Source organism: Lactobacillus sp. B4007 (genome assembly GCF_026535895.1).
Classification (GTDB): domain Bacteria; phylum Bacillota; class Bacilli; order Lactobacillales; family Lactobacillaceae; genus Lactobacillus; species Lactobacillus panisapium.
The window spans coordinates 432,417-447,288 of the sequence record NZ_JAFNPA010000002.1 but is presented as its reverse complement, the minus strand read 5'-3'; the positions used below and the strand labels follow the sequence as shown (position 1 = coordinate 447,288).

Annotated in this window: 18 protein-coding genes; 13 read left to right on the top strand and 5 right to left on the bottom strand. The window is 36.1% G+C overall.

The annotated features are described in order from the left end of the window. Nucleotides 1–159 precede the first annotated feature (159 nt). On the bottom strand, nt 160–600 hold the full coding sequence (locus J3U54_RS05230) for an 8-oxo-dGTP diphosphatase (RefSeq protein ID WP_103751653.1): 441 nt from the start codon (nt 598–600) through the stop codon (nt 160–162). A gap of 329 nt (nt 601–929) precedes the next feature. Between J3U54_RS05230 and J3U54_RS05225 the strand changes: the two genes are divergently transcribed. The 9 genes from J3U54_RS05225 to J3U54_RS05185 all read left to right on the top strand — a co-directional run bounded on the left by J3U54_RS05225 (nt 930) and on the right by J3U54_RS05185 (nt 8,233). Next, nucleotides 930–1,613 carry a tRNA (adenine(22)-N(1))-methyltransferase gene (locus tag J3U54_RS05225; protein WP_267385346.1) on the top strand — a complete coding sequence of 228 codons (684 nt, stop codon included), beginning with the start codon at nt 930–932 and terminating at the stop codon, nt 1,611–1,613. After that, on the top strand, nt 1,606–2,403 hold the full coding sequence (locus tag J3U54_RS05220) for a Nif3-like dinuclear metal center hexameric protein (protein ID WP_267385345.1): 798 nt from the start codon (nt 1,606–1,608) through the stop codon (nt 2,401–2,403). Before J3U54_RS05225 ends, J3U54_RS05220 begins: the two co-directional genes overlap by 8 nt. A gap of 11 nt (nt 2,404–2,414) precedes the next feature. Next, nucleotides 2,415–3,659, top strand: coding sequence for a peptidase T (gene pepT, locus J3U54_RS05215; RefSeq protein WP_267385344.1), 1,245 nt, complete (start codon nt 2,415–2,417; stop codon nt 3,657–3,659). A 398-nt stretch (nt 3,660–4,057) separates the two neighbouring features. Beyond that, on the top strand, nt 4,058–4,420 hold the full coding sequence (locus J3U54_RS05210; protein ID WP_103751649.1) for a GntR family transcriptional regulator: 363 nt from the start codon (nt 4,058–4,060) through the stop codon (nt 4,418–4,420). Between the two features lie 2 nt (nt 4,421–4,422). After that, nucleotides 4,423–4,818, top strand: a complete 396-nt coding sequence (locus J3U54_RS05205; RefSeq protein ID WP_267385343.1) for a GntR family transcriptional regulator — start codon at nt 4,423–4,425, stop codon at nt 4,816–4,818. Nucleotides 4,819–4,821: 3 nt separating this feature from the next. Next, on the top strand, nt 4,822–5,526 hold the full coding sequence (locus J3U54_RS05200; RefSeq protein ID WP_267385342.1) for an ATP-binding cassette domain-containing protein: 705 nt from the start codon (nt 4,822–4,824) through the stop codon (nt 5,524–5,526). Further along, nucleotides 5,527–6,366 (top strand): hypothetical protein, encoded by an 840-nt coding sequence (locus tag J3U54_RS05195; RefSeq protein ID WP_267385341.1) that lies wholly within the window; start codon nt 5,527–5,529, stop codon nt 6,364–6,366. A gap of 335 nt (nt 6,367–6,701) precedes the next feature. Then, nucleotides 6,702–7,406 (top strand): ATP-binding cassette domain-containing protein, encoded by a 705-nt coding sequence (locus tag J3U54_RS05190; RefSeq protein WP_220219681.1) that lies wholly within the window; start codon nt 6,702–6,704, stop codon nt 7,404–7,406. Beyond that, on the top strand, nt 7,406–8,233 hold the full coding sequence (locus J3U54_RS05185; RefSeq protein WP_267385340.1) for a hypothetical protein: 828 nt from the start codon (nt 7,406–7,408) through the stop codon (nt 8,231–8,233). Before J3U54_RS05190 ends, J3U54_RS05185 begins: the two co-directional genes overlap by 1 nt. Before the next feature lie 83 nt (nt 8,234–8,316). Here J3U54_RS05185 and J3U54_RS05180 read toward each other — a convergent pair whose 3' ends face one another. From J3U54_RS05180 to lepB (J3U54_RS05170), 3 genes are all read right to left on the bottom strand, one after another. Then, on the bottom strand, nt 8,317–8,508 hold the full coding sequence (locus J3U54_RS05180; protein WP_103751643.1) for an LBP_cg2779 family protein: 192 nt from the start codon (nt 8,506–8,508) through the stop codon (nt 8,317–8,319). 61 nt (nt 8,509–8,569) lie between these two features. Further along, complete coding sequence (lepB, locus tag J3U54_RS05175) at nt 8,570–9,148, bottom strand: signal peptidase I (protein WP_267385338.1); 579 nt, start codon at nt 9,146–9,148, stop codon at nt 8,570–8,572. Nucleotides 9,149–9,170: 22 nt separating this feature from the next. Beyond that, nucleotides 9,171–9,740 (bottom strand): signal peptidase I, encoded by a 570-nt coding sequence (gene lepB / locus J3U54_RS05170; RefSeq protein ID WP_267385337.1) that lies wholly within the window; start codon nt 9,738–9,740, stop codon nt 9,171–9,173. An 83-nt stretch (nt 9,741–9,823) separates the two neighbouring features. On the opposite strand from lepB (J3U54_RS05170), the gene J3U54_RS05165 reads away from it, so the two are divergent. Genes J3U54_RS05165 through J3U54_RS05150 form a run of 4 tightly spaced genes read left to right on the top strand, consistent with a single transcriptional unit; the run spans nt 9,824 to nt 13,721 of the window. Next, nucleotides 9,824–10,576, top strand: coding sequence for an SAM-dependent methyltransferase (locus tag J3U54_RS05165; protein ID WP_267385335.1), 753 nt, complete (start codon nt 9,824–9,826; stop codon nt 10,574–10,576). Continuing rightward, complete coding sequence (locus tag J3U54_RS05160) at nt 10,566–11,531, top strand: hypothetical protein (protein ID WP_103751639.1); 966 nt, start codon at nt 10,566–10,568, stop codon at nt 11,529–11,531. Before J3U54_RS05165 ends, J3U54_RS05160 begins: the two co-directional genes overlap by 11 nt. Further along, on the top strand, nt 11,524–12,921 hold the full coding sequence (locus J3U54_RS05155) for an RsmB/NOP family class I SAM-dependent RNA methyltransferase (protein ID WP_267385333.1): 1,398 nt from the start codon (nt 11,524–11,526) through the stop codon (nt 12,919–12,921). The genes J3U54_RS05160 and J3U54_RS05155 overlap by 8 nt, the downstream gene beginning before the upstream one ends. Before the next feature lie 8 nt (nt 12,922–12,929). Next, complete coding sequence (locus J3U54_RS05150; RefSeq protein ID WP_220221154.1) at nt 12,930–13,721, top strand: Cof-type HAD-IIB family hydrolase; 792 nt, start codon at nt 12,930–12,932, stop codon at nt 13,719–13,721. Between the two features lie 120 nt (nt 13,722–13,841). Here the strand turns inward: J3U54_RS05150 and fni are convergent, their stop codons facing one another. After that, nucleotides 13,842–14,861, bottom strand: a complete 1,020-nt coding sequence (gene fni / locus J3U54_RS05145; protein ID WP_267385332.1) for a type 2 isopentenyl-diphosphate Delta-isomerase — start codon at nt 14,859–14,861, stop codon at nt 13,842–13,844. Nucleotides 14,862–14,872 lie beyond the last annotated feature (11 nt).

Below are 14,872 nucleotides of genomic sequence, written 5' to 3'. Positions count from 1 at the left end.
CAAATCTACTGCTTCTAATTTTGTTTTTAGTAAATATTTAGACATAAGAAAACCCCCGAATTGGAATCTTTGTCCAATTCCGGGGATTAACTTCAACCAGCTAGTGTTTTTAATTAGTATCAAAGAAAAATAGTTGCCTTGCGAAGTTGGGGCATAACTTTAAAAGAGTTGATCACGTGCTCCATCTAAAAGATGTTCATCGATTTTATCATCAAAATAAACAAGTAAATCGCGATCAAAATTGTAGGCTAATTGCGTATTAAGTAACTCCTGTTTTGTCATCCAGGTTAAATTACCTTCGTCTGATGCTTTTACTTGTCCTTTAAACTTAGTTGCAGTATAAAAAAAGACAATATAACGATGGTCGTTGTCATCATAAAACTGTTTTAAACCACAAAGCCGTGGATTTTCAATTGTCAAATTTGTCTCTTCTTTGACTTCTCGCACAACGGAGTCATAGAACGATTCGTGATCTTCAACATGCCCACCAGGAAAAGTTAATCCGGGCCAGTTAGGATCATTTCGATTTAAAACCAAAATCTTCTTATCTTTTATAATCATGCACATATTAGTCAAAGTGACCGGCTCGGTTCTGTCCATTAATTTTCCTTTCAAATTTGTCCTACAATCTTATTTATTAAAGGGATGGAACGGAAATGCTCTTCCGCTTAGCTTAATTTTAAATTCATGCTTAGTGATATTAATTTCAATATCTAAATAATTTTTCAGAATTACTGTCAACACGATAAATACTTTGAAAAGAGTTAGATAGGCAATACATTATATATTGAATACCATGTCACTCTTCTAAGTACGATATTTTAATTATAAAACTTTTATACCCCAAAAATACAGAGGTTTCTGGTTATTTTACCCAAAGTCAGAAAAGATTATGCTAAAATTTTTATACAAAGAAAGTAGGAAGAAAAGTGAATTTACGATTAAATAGTTTGGCAGCAATGGTGGATGAAGGCGTTCGAATTGCTGATATTGGAACTGATCATGCTTATTTACCAATTGAACTCATTAAAAGTGGCAAAATATCCTATGCAATTGCCAGCGATATAGCAAAGGGACCGCTGGATAACGCTAAAAAAGATGTTCAAAAAGCAGGTCTAGCAGATCAAATAGATATTCGCTTAGGTGCAGGATTATCAACGGTCTCTGAGAGTGATCAAATTGATACGGTGATTATTGCCGGTATGGGTGGAAAATTAATCACACAAATCTTAGATGATGCCTGGCAGAATAAGTTACAGTTTAAGACATTGGTACTTGAACCAAATGTTGGCGAATGTGGCGTACGTAAATGGTTGACTGAACATTCATATGAAATCAAAGCTGAACAAATTGTGGCAGAAGCCGGTCATACTTACGAGTTAATTAAGGCGGTTAAGTCGCAAATAAAGAGTAATTTGTCTACGGCGGAATTGTATTTTGGACCATTCCTATTACGGGAAAAAAATGATATTTTTAAGCAAAAATGGCTCGGACAACTAAAGTATCACCAGTCCTTATTAACTAACCTTAATAAGGCTAAAAATAAAGATTTAGTCCATATCAAGCAAGTTGAACATGAAATAAAAATGATTGAAGGAGTATTAAATGACTAAAGTTGCAGATATCGTGGCAGTTTTACAGCAGTATTTTCCTGAGAAAATTGCCAGTAAAGGTGATCCAGTAGGAATTCAGATCGGTTCATTAAATCAAGAAGTTAATTGTGTCATGACTACATTGGATGTGCGCCCGCAAGTAGTTGACGAAGCGATTGCTAACAAAGTTGACTTGATTATCAGTCATCATCCCTTAATATTTCGTCCTGCACCCAACTTAAATTATGCTAATCCCCAAAATGAAATGTATGCCAAAATAATCGCCAATAACATAACTGTTTATTCCATTCACACTAATTCTGATAAAGCTGAGAATGGTTCAAGCGACTGGCAGGCTGAAGAATTGGGTTTACAAAATGTCGAACCATTTTGTCTTGATGATGATGGCATCGCGATTGGCCGAAAAGGTAATCTGCCTGAACCAATGAGTGCTTATGATTTTGCTTACTATGTTAAAGATAAGATGAAAATTAAAATGGCCCGCTTGATTTGTGCTAATAATGAACAAAAAATTTCTAGTGTCAGTTTTATTTGTGGTGATGGTGGCAAGTACTGGCACCGTGCGGTAGAAGAGAATATCGATGCCTTTATTACTGGTGATGTTTATTACCATACTGGCCATGATATTATTTCTTCAGGATTGACAGTTGTTGACCCTGGGCACTATACAGAAAAATTATTTAAAGATAAAATGTATGAAAAGTTAATTAAATGGAATGAGGTTAATCAGTGGCAAATTAAGATTAAGAAATCTGTCGTGTCCACTAACCCATTTCAGGATTTGTTTTAAAAGGAGATTTTATGGAATACCCAAATTTATTACCGCGATTTTTAAAGTATGTCAAAGTGAATTCACGCTCTGATGAACACTCAGATCGTTTTCCCTCAACTGAACGCGAGGAAAAGTTCCAAAAGGAAGTTGTGCAAAAGGACCTCGAAGAATTAGGTTTATCAGATATTCATTACAACCAGGACTCCGGTTGTGTTATTGCTGAAATTCCAGCAAATGTTGATTATGATGTCCCAGTTATGGGCTTTTTGGCACACTGTGATACAGCTGATTTTAATGCTGAAAACGTTAAACCTCAAATCCATGAAAACTATGATGGTAAGTCAAAAATTCAACTAGGGGATTCTGAATTTTACTTGGATCCAGCAGTTTTTCCAAACCTAAAAAAATACCAAGGCAAAACCTTAATCACAACTTCTGGTGACACGTTGCTTGGTGGAGACGATAAATGTGGGGTAGCTGAAGTTGTTACTCTGGCTGAATATTTGCTTAACCATCCTGAAATTAAGCACGGTAAAATTCGGTTAGCCTTTACACCAGATGAAGAAATTGGAACCGGTGCACCTCATTTTGACGTCAAAGAATTTGGTGCTGATTTTGGTTATACGCTTGATGGTGCCGCACCTGGTAAATTAGATTGGGGAACATTTTCAGCTGCCACATTTACACTTGATATTCAAGGAGTGAATGTTCACCCATCAGTTGCTAAAAACCAAATGATTAGCGCAATTCAAGTTGCAATTGATTTTCAAAATCAATTGCCTAGTGACGAAGTACCAGAAAAAACAGATAAAAGACAAGGTTTCTATCATCTAACCGACTTCCAAGGAACGGTTGACAATGCTCACTTAGAGTATATTATTCGTGACTTTGAACGTGATGGGCTTGAAAAGCGCAAGAACTTAGTCAAAAAAATCGTAAATGAGATGAATGAAAAATTTGGTAAAGAACGCATTAAGCTGACCATGAGAGATCAATACTACAACATGGCTGACGAATTAGAAAAACACATGGATGTTGTTAACTTGGCGCGTGATGCATATCGTGCTGTAGGTTTGAACCAAATTGACGAAGATCCAATTAGAGGTGGTACAGATGGCTGCCAATTGACATACATGGGTCTTCCTTGTCCAAACTTATTCTCAGGACAAGAAAACATGCATGGTCGTTTTGAATACACTGTACTTGAATCAATGTATCAAGCAGTGGACGTTATGGTAAAAATGGCTGAAATGAATGCTACAAACAATAAGTAGTGAAACAAAAATGACGTTAAGTTGCTTTGTTAAAAATCAGCTTAAACATTAAAAAGCTTGTTATACTAAAGAAAAGCGTATTTCTACTATAATTGAAAAATTATGCACATCTAGTATAAAGTAAAAAAATAGCTCATAAAATCATTGCTATAGATGGTTTTATGGGCTTTTTTTCTTTCTCAGGACTAAAAGTGATAAGTCGTGGAACAGTTAAAAATGTCTAAAAATTTGCTTGCAGTCTAACTTCTTCCTGCTAAAACAATTGGTAGTAAAGAGGTCAGAATAGTAACAATGAAATATTTATCATAATAAAATAAAAAAGATTGCACAATAAGCGAAACTGCGATAATATTACGGTGTATTAGAAATGTAATACAGCTTAAAAGGATGGTGGACTTGTGGAATTCAAGGATAACATTCCCATTTATTTGCAAATTAAGCAGTACCTTTATCGGCAAATCGTTACGGGAAAATTAAAATCAGGAGAAAAAATACCTTCTGTAAGAGAATTAGCTGTCCAACTAACTGTAAACGTCAACACAGTTCAACGGGCACTGCAACAAATGAATGTAGAAGGTATTTTATATACGAAACGTGGTGAAGGAAACTTTGTTACGGAAGATACCAATTTGCTTGATAAGACCAAGCAGGATTTAATTAATGAAGAACTAGATAAATTTGTTCAAAGCATGCATGCTTTAGGCGTTTCTGATGATCAAATTAGTACTTTTTTAACCGAATATTTAAAAAAGGAGCAATAACTATGAGCATTAGCTTGCACGACAAAAAAGTAAGAAAATTTCGTCTAGTAGATGATTGTCCGCTTTATTTACAGGTCAAACAATACATTGAGTGGCAAATTTATTACGGTAAATTGGCTGCTGGCCAGAAACTACCTGGAAGTCGTAATCTGGCAGCTGAGTTGACGGTTAATTCGCATATCGTTCAGCGGGTGTTAACCGAATTATTGCACGAGCAAATCTTAGTTAACAAGGCTGATGACTATTTTGTAACGGATAATAACGAAAGAATCTCGGAGCTTAAACAAGATTTGCTTAATAATGCAGTAAAGGACTTCATTGGGGGTCTAAATAAGCAAGGCGTTGATAATAATCAAATCAATTCAGCCTTTAAGCGGATTCTAAAGCTAGGAGTTTAAGTAATGGCTAACCTTTTAGAAATTAAAAATCTAAGTTATAAGAAAAATCAGAAAAAAATTTTGCAAGATGTGAATTTAACCTTGCAGTCAGGAAAAATAGTTGCTCTTTTAGGAAAAAACGGTGCAGGGAAGACCACTTTAATGCGGATAATTGCAGGAATTGCCAAAAATTATACTGGTACTGTGACCGTCAGTGATTTTTCAGACCTCACTGAGCGTAAAGCTCATTTATCTTTTAGTGATCGTCTTTCTGGCTTTCGGGAATCAAGCAAAATAAAGCAACTAGGTGAGTTTTACCGGGAACTTTATGCTGATTTTGATAATAAACAATTTGAGCAACTAGTAAAATTTATGAAATTAGATCCTGATCTTCGCTTAGCGCAAATGTCCAAAGGGATGCGTGAAAAGCTAATAATTGCTTTATCTTTTTCACGTAAGACTGATCTTTACCTTTTGGATGAACCATTCTCTGGTATTGACGCGATGGCGCGTAAGAAGATAATTAAATCTATTATTCTGTGGAAAGATGAGAAGTCAACAATCTTAATCTCCGACCATTTTGTTAATGAAATTGCTTCTATCCTTGATGAGGTCGTTGTTATTAAAGACAAGACAATTTATGCGCATAAGTCTACTGAGAAAATCAGGGAAAGCAATGAAAGTATCGAAGACTTTTACGAAAATATTTATGAAGATGAGGAGGATTAGATGTTTCAGCGGTTATTTTCAGTCTTTTTCAAGAATAAAATGAAGCAAGGCTACATTCTGCTAGCAATTCAAACGATTGCGGCAATAGTTATTTCAATTATTAGTGTAATTGGTTTTAGAGACGGCCATTTTTACTTATACGATAATGGCAATGTTGGCTTTTTCCTCATCTTGATTGGGGTTTTCGCTAGTCTGGCTGTGATTGCTCTGATAGTATTTTTTGGTATTACTTGCTTTAACAACGAAAGCTATAATAGCAACCAAAGCTACCGATTATTGGCGATTAGCGATACTAAATATTTTTTAGCTAATATTCTAAGTTCATTTGTTGCCCTGATCGTGATGAATATCATTAATCTGTTATTTGTCGTCCTCTTTTCCATATTAGCTTTTGTGACAGATCAAGATTTTCGAATAAATACCATCAGTATCTGGCAAGATATTTGTCATGATGCTTTCAAACTAGGGGACGACTTTTATCTTATGCTGTTACAAATAGTGGTTTGGCTGATGCTACTAATATTTGTAACTTATGTCTTAATTAGCTTTTTAAATTTCTCCAGCAAGGCCATTCTCAATTTTTTACCTGGATTTTCAAATCGTCCAGCCTTATTCTTTGTTCGCGGATTACTAATTTTAGTAATTTCTTGGCTAATAATTAAAGTAATGGAACCCATCAATTGGCTCCTTGCTTCCAATGTTCCAGGTTCTTTATTCTACAATGACCCGGACTTGACGGGCTTCTTTTATAGCTCTAGCCTCATTTTTGTGATTATCTTTCTTGTATTCTTATTAGCGGATTTATTTTTATTCAACCGCTATTTTGAACCAAAAGATTGAGCAAATATCGAATTCAAAAGACCAACTACTGAAATCATGTCAGGGCTGGTCTTTTTCTTAAAGTTATTGCAAATTCTTATTATTTAGTTTAACATGATACTGTATTAGAAAAATAATACAGTAAAAAGAAAAATCTGATGCTTTGAGTTTAATCTTATTATCTTGCAAGGAATTTTTTAAAAAATTTCTTTCGTGAATGATAAAATACCATCAACGTCTAACCACACTAAACAGTAAAAAAAAAGCTTAATGCTTGCCAACACTTTAGACAATAAAGCGGAGGACACCAAAAACCAGTACAATCTTATCTGGTTATTCAAAACAGGAGTAGTACAATGGAAAATCTTTTACAAATCAAGGATTTGACCTACCGGAAAAATCAAAAGTCAATTTTAAAAAATATTAACTTAACCCTGCAACCTGGTAAAATTGTAGCCCTACTAGGTGAAAATGGGGCAGGGAAAACCACCCTGATGCGTATCATCAGTAGCACAGCCAAGAATTACCATGGTAGTGTCTATGTAGCTGGACGTGAAAAAGAAGCTGAAAGAAAGGCACACCTGTCCTTTACTGACGGCCTGACAGGTTTTACTGATTCAACCAGAATTAGTGAAATTGTCAAATTCTATGAAGTGATTTATCAAGATTTTGATCTTGAAGAATTTGACCAGTTACGCCAGTTTATGAGGCTAGATGCAAGTTCACGATTGGCAGAACTATCAAAGGGGATGCGGGAAAAACTAGTTATTGCTTTAACTTTTTCACGTAAAACTGACCTTTATTTGCTTGATGAGCCTTTTTCTGGCATTGATGCGATGGCCCGCAAAAAAATAATTAGTTCTATTATCTTGTGGAAAGCAGAAAAAGCTACCATTTTGATTTCTGACCACTTTGTTAATGAAATTGCATCACTTTTAGATGAAGTGGTCATTATCAAAGACAAGACAATTTATTGCCACAAGTCTACTGAGGAAATTAGGGCTAAAAACGAAAGTCTCGAAGACTATTATGAAGGTCTTTACGAGAAGGAGGAAGAGTAATGTCAATTTTTTACCGTAGTTTTACTGAGCTGTTCAAGCTAAAAATCAAAAATACTCATCTATGGTTTATTTGCCAGCTAATTGGCTCATTTGCCCTGACCTTCTTTAATTACATTCACGATAGATCTCTTCAGAATGCCAGTTTCATCGCAACGTGGTTGACTAATTTCTTATATTTAACTTTTTTATTTATTGGAATTTACTATTGTATAACCTGTATTACTCATGAAAAAGTCAACCGCAATCAAACTTGGCGTTTAATCCCAATGAGTAGTTCGGGACTATACGCAGACAACATGTTAAGTTCATTTGTTTCCGTAGCATTCTTTTGCATATTAGAAATCATTAGTAATATAATTTTTCTCTCAATTACAATGCTGGTCGATCGCCAATTTGCCAAAGAAGTTATCAAAAGCTTTCAATATGCTAATGCCGATGCAACTAAGATTGATTTTCAAATTGTTTCGAGTATATTGAGTTTAGTCTTTATCTTAATCTTACTGGGTTTCTTATTTTACTTCATAGTTGATTTTTTAAACTTTAGCAGCCGCTCAATTGCTGATTTTCTTCCCGGCTCTAACGGTCAAGCGTATATCAGAGTTATTATTATCTTGTTGATTATTTTGATTGCTTGGACCATCATTAATACAAATAACTTTATCGCATCAATTGTATTATATCCGCTTTCATTTTTGCGCGGGGACCTGTTTTCAGACAATCATACTTTGTCAAACATAATTATTCTTTTGATCACGTTTAATGTTGTATTAGCTATTATTAATTTATTCTCTTACAACAAATTCTTTGAAGCGAGTGAAAGTAAGTAAAGTTACTAGTAACACATTTTATCTTAAGCAAAAAGGGCACTAAGCAGATACTTAGTGCCCTTTAATTATTAAAACCGTAACTCCTAATGGTTAGCGGCAAGATAATCATAGAGTTGGTTAATTTCTTCAGGAGTGAACTCACCCTCACCGGTTTTCATTGCATGAATTTTTTCAACCGAAAGGTGACTGGCAAAAGCCAAGTCAGTGTCCGTGATATGATGCTTAATTTGATAATTAATAATTGAACTGGATAATTCTTCTAGTTGCTGATTCATAATAATTCTCCTTTACAGTTTATTTTAGCGAAAAAACCGGTAATTTTAAAGAAAAGTCATATTAAAAACCTTGTACTTTGTTAAAAGGCCAATACCGCAATACCACCTTACCAATTAAGTTCTTACGTTTTACCGGGCCAAAAATATGTGAATCCTTCGAAATATCGCGGTGATCACCCATTACCCAGTAGTAACCTTTCGGTACCTTATAAGTAAAATTATTAGTATAAGTATGGCCAGTGTCATTAGCTGCTTTTTTAAAGCTATTATTTAAATAAGACTCAGGAAGCAATTTTCCGTTAACATACATTTTATCGTTTTTAGACACCAGTTTATCGCCAGGTAAGCCGATAACACGCTTAATATATAGAGCGCCAGGAACATCGTTGGCAGCCTTAGGAGCCAATAAAACAACGACATCATTTCTTTTAGGTGTAAAATTTCTGACGGAAATCAACCGATCATTATTTTCAAAAGTAGGTTGCATTGATGGACCAGAAACCCGATCATTAGACAATACGAAATGGAAAATGAGATAAAAAGCGCCTAAGATAACCGCCATCATAACGACGATATCTAAAATAAATTTGCCAAGGCTTTCTTCCTCTTGATCCTGCTTTTTTGTAACATTTTTTGCCATAAAAAATTCTCCTTATTTTAAATTAAAAACTTTGAACCCGGTTAAACGGCCAATAACGAAAGACAACTTTACCAACTAAATTACCACGATTAACGGGACCAAATTTGCGTGAATCTTTTGAGATATCCCGATGATCACCCATAACCCAATAATGGCCACTAGGTACGCGATAGGTAAAATTGTTGGTATAGGTATAGCCCGCAGCATTATCTGCTTTCTTGAATTTGTTATTCAAATAAGGTTCAGGTATTAGTTTACCATTAACATACATTTTATCATTTTTTGCTGTGACCTTATCACCCGGCAATCCAATCACACGCTTAACATAGAGTGCATGCGGATCATTCGCCCTTTTAGGAGGAATCAAGGCAACAACATCGTATCTTTTGGGTGTAAAGTGACGAACTGAGATCATTCGCTCGTTATTTTCAAAAGTCGGCTGCATCGAAATGCCAGAAACACGCACGTTAACTAAAACAAAGTGAAACAGCAGATAAAAAATCCCGAAAATAACGACTACCATTATGACAAAATCTAAAATGAATTTCCCTAAACTTTCTTCCTCATCGTCTTTTTTTATATCATTTTCCATCAAATATTCTCCTTTATTCTATTACTCTTTATTATAACTGAAATCATTTCATTTGAATGGTAAAATCATTATAGGTATTTGATATGACAGAATTTTTAGAGAAAATTAAGCACTTAGCAATTGAGATTGACAACCAACAGGTTGATCAGCAAGCTAAAGAAATCATGAGCATCATTCAAACAATTGAAAAAAAGCAAGTTTTGGCTAAAGCACCAGATACACTCGGCTTTTATCCTGATAAACTAGAGGAGATAATGACAGAAGTCGGACCGCAAAAAGCAGCGGCACTTAAGATAATTAACCAGCTTTTTAACAGTACAAGGCAGTTTTTATCAATTCACTATGGTTTATGGTCTTTACCGAACTTGGAAACGGCTCAAGCAATCAAAGAGAACTTACATGTAAATTCAGCACTGGAAATAATGGCGGGTAACGCTTATTGGACTTGGGCATTACAACAGGTTGGGATTCAAACAATTGCAACAGATTCATTGCAGTGGGCCAAGACTTCGCGAACTGGCCAGCAACCGTTTGCTTCTGTGGTTAATCTAAATGCTAGTTCAGCTATTGCCCAGTATTCAGCAGTAGACTTAATTCTTTGTTCTTGGGCACCCAATTTTAACCGCAGTGATTTAGCAGCAGTTAAAGCCTGGCAAAAGTACAATCCCAAAAGTCACTTCTTGTTTATTGGCGAAAAAAATGGGGCCACAAACTCACCAGCTTTTTGGCACCAGGAAAAATTTCGTCATTCACCAGCTCTTAGACAAATTAAGCAAACTTTTACCAGTTACGATTTTATCGATGAACAAATATTTGAGATAGAACATGAAATTTAAAAAGATTTTTTTATTATTTATTATTTTTTTAGCAATGCTCGGTGTGGGCTCAATGCTATCTAATATTCAATCCGATGAAGCCAATCAATTACTTGAAGCATACGGATTAAGCAATAATACTCGTTATATTAAAATTAAAAATGACCAAAACATTAGCACTTTTGTGCGTTATTTAGAGCAAAAGTTTCCAAAAAACAAGATCCAGCTTCACCTAGCAAGTAACAGAAAAGATAAGCAAACTTTAATTTGGTCTAACAAAGATGTCTTAACTCTGCCAACAGAAGCGGGTCGTTACTTTACTTCTGATGACTTTAAGGGTAGGGTCTCTTTTGGTGTCTTAGGCTTAAATGCCAATGTTAAACAGTATAAAACGCAAGGAAACCAGTACATTGTTTTAAACAATAAGTATTACACCGTAATTGGGACATTAAAGCATTATCGGCAAATGAAACAGAATGGGTATTACTTAACTACGGGTTCAAAGCAGCCGACTGGTCAATTTAAGTTGCGCAATTACGTAATTATCATTGATAGTTCGACTAGGGTGATCAGACAGATTGCTGCTCATTATGGTGTAAAGGTTAAAACACCATCGTTTGTCAAAAGTCATCAGAGCCATCAATTTTCAGTGATCAAGGAAATATTATTAATTGTCGTATTTATTTTGATTGCCGGAATCAGCAATCTTATTTTAGCCTTTTTAGATTGGCAAACTGTTAAGCAAACTCACTTAAGTGGCGGATTACTGCGAAATTGGCTGTTAAACCACGGAATTAGAACCATTTTAACCGAAATTTTACTAGTGTTTGGTGCCTATTTCTTCTTATGCTGGCGGGCTTTCTTCTCAAAGCCGGAACATCTCTTGTTATTGTTACTAGCTAGCTGGATAATTATTTCCATTATCTATAGTTACGGCATTTTTTATCGCGTACGAAAGGAAAAACTAGATGCTTAAATTACCTAATGAATTTACTGCTAAGTACCGCAAATTATTGGGTCCAAAAGCCGATCAGCTATTTGTTGCAATGAACGATGAAGAACCAAAGAAAGCATTTCGCATTAACGCACTCAAGCAAAAACAAGATATTGGCTACGCGCTAACAAAACCTGTTTTAGGGATTAATAATGCGTATTATGGTCAAGTTAGTGGTTCAGATCCTGAATGGGTAAGCGGGATGGTCTATTCACAAGAGCCAGCTGCAATGTTTCCTGCGCAGATTGCTCAGGTAAAACCCGGAGAGAAAGTGCTTGATCTTTGCGCTGCGCCTGGCGGAAAAAGTACCGCTTTGGCTGAACAGTTAAGAGGTGATGGTCTGCTAGTTGCTAACGATATCTCATCTTCCAGAGCAAAAGTCCTACGTGAAAATCTGGAGCGCTGGGGAGTCACCAACGCATTAATTACTAATGAAAGTCCAGCAAGATTAGGGCAGCACTTTAACAATTTCTTTGATAAAATTGTCGTTGATGCACCATGTAGTGGGGAAGGGATGTTTCGCAAAAATCCGGATGCCGTTTCTTATTGGTCCCAGGATTATGTCTTAACCTGCCAAAGTCGTCAAAAAGAAATTTTAGCAGCTGCGACAGAAATGTTGCGACCGGGTGGCGAGCTTATTTACTCGACGTGTACTTTTGCGCCCGAAGAAGATGAACAAATTGTATCTTGGCTCGCACAAACTTATAGCTTTGAGATTTTACCTATCACTTTAAGCAATACTAACTGCGCTACTGGAAACCCTGATTGGGCTGATCAAAATCCAGCGTTAACTAACACAGTACGTTTTTGGCCTTTTGATGAGCTAGGAGAAGGCCAATTTGTGGCAAGACTGCAAAAGCCTGCCAGCTCAGTAATCGCTAAAGCCAAGTTTCAACGACAAAAGCGTAAACGTGAAAAAGCCAGTACTAGGCACCTAACTAATCAAGAGGTGGAATTGATTGCACCAGTCTTAAAACCATTCAATCTGCCTTCGGCATTAAGTGAATGGTCCACGCGCTGTTTAGTAAGCCACGATCACGTTTTTTTACCAGCTTTAACGACAAACATTGCTCATTTGAAAATTTTAAATAATGGTTTTGAACTAGGTTTGCTCAAGAAAAATCGGTTTGAACCGAGTCATCAATTGGCAATGGTTTTAAGTCAAGTTGAGCAAAAGCAGGTACTTGAACTTAGCCAACCAGATTTCACTGCTTTTTTACACGGAGAAACATTACGTGGCCAAGATAAAAAGATGCAGGGCTTTATTTTACTTAGTTACCAGCACTTAATCTTTAGCTTTGGTAAAAATACGAGAGATGGCGTTTTGAAGAATTTTTACCCTAAAGGTTTACGAATTTTGAAGAAAGATTAGAGATTAACATGATTAAATTAATTGCTACCGATATGGACGGTACATGGTTGACCGATCAAAAAACCTACGATGAGGAACTATTTTTACGTGAATTTGCAATTATGCAGGAGCGCGGAATTAAATTTGTCATTGCTAGCGGTAACCAATATGAAAATATTTATGCCCGTTTTCCCAAAACTGCAGCTAAAATGTACTTTATTGCTGAGAATGGAGCATTGGTAGCCCAAGGCAGGCAGGTTATTCATACCGATTGTATTTCCGATGAGGATTTGCAAGTCATTTTTGAGATTATCGCTAAGTATGCGCATGAAAAGATAACCGTTTCCGGTCTTGCAAGTGCATACGTACGCGCAAGTGACGGACCAGAATATGCTACTGAGTTAAAAAAATATTATGCTAAATTGACAATTGTGCCAAGTTTTACCGATTTGCAAGATCAGATTTTTAAAGTTACACTCGATGTTCCAGCAAAAAAGAGGCCACGAATTATTAGCGAATTGCAAAATAATTATCCTCAGATCGGTTTTGTGTCGGGGTCAGCTACTTCAATTGATATTTCGACCAAGAAAATGAACAAGGCGGTTGGATTAGAGTACTTAAGCAAAAAGTATCATATCAATCCCCGCGAAATGGTTGCTTTCGGTGATAGTGGCAATGATGTGGGAATGCTTAAATATGTTGGTCAAAGTTATGTGACTGCTACCGCCTTGCCAATCGCTAAAAGTGCAGCTAACCGCGTAATTGGCTCTAGCAATAGTAGTGCAGTTCAAAAAGAAATTTGGCGGCTTTTAAATGACTAATAATAAGCAAGTCAGTTAAATATACTTTATCTTTTAATCCAAACAAAAATCCTGTTAAATCAAGGTTTACAATACCAAGATCTAACAGGATTTTTCAATACTCATGTTTTTGACTTATTTTTAAAGTAATTGGTCAATTTGCGCTTTTAATGGTAAATCAAAGTACCGCTTAATTTTAGGCAAATCGGTTAAATTGTTTTGACCATAAATCGCCATTAAATAAGCAAGTTGCTTTTGCCATTCTTTAATCAGTTGAAGTAAATTTTCAAAGCCATTGTCTTGAAGCAGGACTTGTAAGAAGGTGTTAGAAATACCAACATATTTTCCACCTAAGCAAAGTCCCTTGAAGACATCTAACGGATTGCGAATTCCCCCTGAAACAATCAAATCAACATCTTCGTTTGCAGCTAGCACCGCAGCAATAACAGTGGGTAAGCCGATATTTTCAAGGTAAGCAAGGGGCTGCGGGTTTCGGGCATTTTCGATTTGTGCAAAATTGGTACCACCACTACCAGCGATATCGAAGAAGGTGATGCCTTCTTTTTTTAAACGGTGAATTGTTGCTTGATCCAGACCACAACCAACTTCTTTAATAATGATTGGCACAGTTATTTGCTCGCGTAGTTCTTGAAGGTTAGCTAGCCAGTGAAAGTCGCGATCACCTTCCGGCATTGCTATTTCCTGCACGACGTTTAAATGGACTTGCAAGGCATCTGCTTGCAGCTCAGCAATAATTTTTTCAGCATCTCTTACAGAGGTCTTAGCATTTATGTTAGCAAGCAATACACCGTTGGGGTTCTCTTGACGAGCAATAATAAAACTATCCAGCTGATCTGCTTCTTTAACGAGAATGCTGGCGGAGCCTAAAGCAAGCGCAATGTGCGTTTGCTGGGCAATTTTACCTAAAGCTTGGTTAATTGCAAAAGATTTTTTAGAGCCGCCCGTCATTGCATTAATGAAAAATGGGGCACTCACAGTTTTGCCAAACATTTTTGTGCTAATCGCCTGCAAGTTAACATTAGTTTCGGGTAAAGCCGGCCGAACTAAATGCATCTGATCAAAACTATTCGACTTCTCATTCTCATAGAACTTTTGGGCTAAAGCCAAGTGTTCTTCTTTACGCGTAGATCTAATGGACATTTTTTCCTCTT

Coding starts and splice junctions, on each gene's coding strand:
- J3U54_RS05230 (WP_103751653.1), bottom strand. CDS start 600: ATGGACAGAACCGAGCCGGTCACTTTGACTAATATGTGCATGATTATA.
- J3U54_RS05220 (WP_267385345.1), top strand. CDS start 1,606: ATGACTAAAGTTGCAGATATCGTGGCAGTTTTACAGCAGTATTTTCCT.
- pepT (WP_267385344.1), top strand. CDS start 2,415: ATGGAATACCCAAATTTATTACCGCGATTTTTAAAGTATGTCAAAGTG.
- J3U54_RS05205 (WP_267385343.1), top strand. CDS start 4,423: ATGAGCATTAGCTTGCACGACAAAAAAGTAAGAAAATTTCGTCTAGTA.
- J3U54_RS05200 (WP_267385342.1), top strand. CDS start 4,822: ATGGCTAACCTTTTAGAAATTAAAAATCTAAGTTATAAGAAAAATCAG.
- J3U54_RS05195 (WP_267385341.1), top strand. CDS start 5,527: ATGTTTCAGCGGTTATTTTCAGTCTTTTTCAAGAATAAAATGAAGCAA.
- J3U54_RS05190 (WP_220219681.1), top strand. CDS start 6,702: ATGGAAAATCTTTTACAAATCAAGGATTTGACCTACCGGAAAAATCAA.
- J3U54_RS05185 (WP_267385340.1), top strand. CDS start 7,406: ATGTCAATTTTTTACCGTAGTTTTACTGAGCTGTTCAAGCTAAAAATC.
- J3U54_RS05180 (WP_103751643.1), bottom strand. CDS start 8,508: ATGAATCAGCAACTAGAAGAATTATCCAGTTCAATTATTAATTATCAA.
- lepB (WP_267385338.1), bottom strand. CDS start 9,148: ATGGCAAAAAATGTTACAAAAAAGCAGGATCAAGAGGAAGAAAGCCTT.
- lepB (WP_267385337.1), bottom strand. CDS start 9,740: ATGGAAAATGATATAAAAAAAGACGATGAGGAAGAAAGTTTAGGGAAA.
- J3U54_RS05165 (WP_267385335.1), top strand. CDS start 9,824: ATGACAGAATTTTTAGAGAAAATTAAGCACTTAGCAATTGAGATTGAC.
- J3U54_RS05160 (WP_103751639.1), top strand. CDS start 10,566: ATGAAATTTAAAAAGATTTTTTTATTATTTATTATTTTTTTAGCAATG.
- J3U54_RS05155 (WP_267385333.1), top strand. CDS start 11,524: ATGCTTAAATTACCTAATGAATTTACTGCTAAGTACCGCAAATTATTG.
- J3U54_RS05150 (WP_220221154.1), top strand. CDS start 12,930: ATGATTAAATTAATTGCTACCGATATGGACGGTACATGGTTGACCGAT.
- fni (WP_267385332.1), bottom strand. CDS start 14,861: ATGTCCATTAGATCTACGCGTAAAGAAGAACACTTGGCTTTAGCCCAA.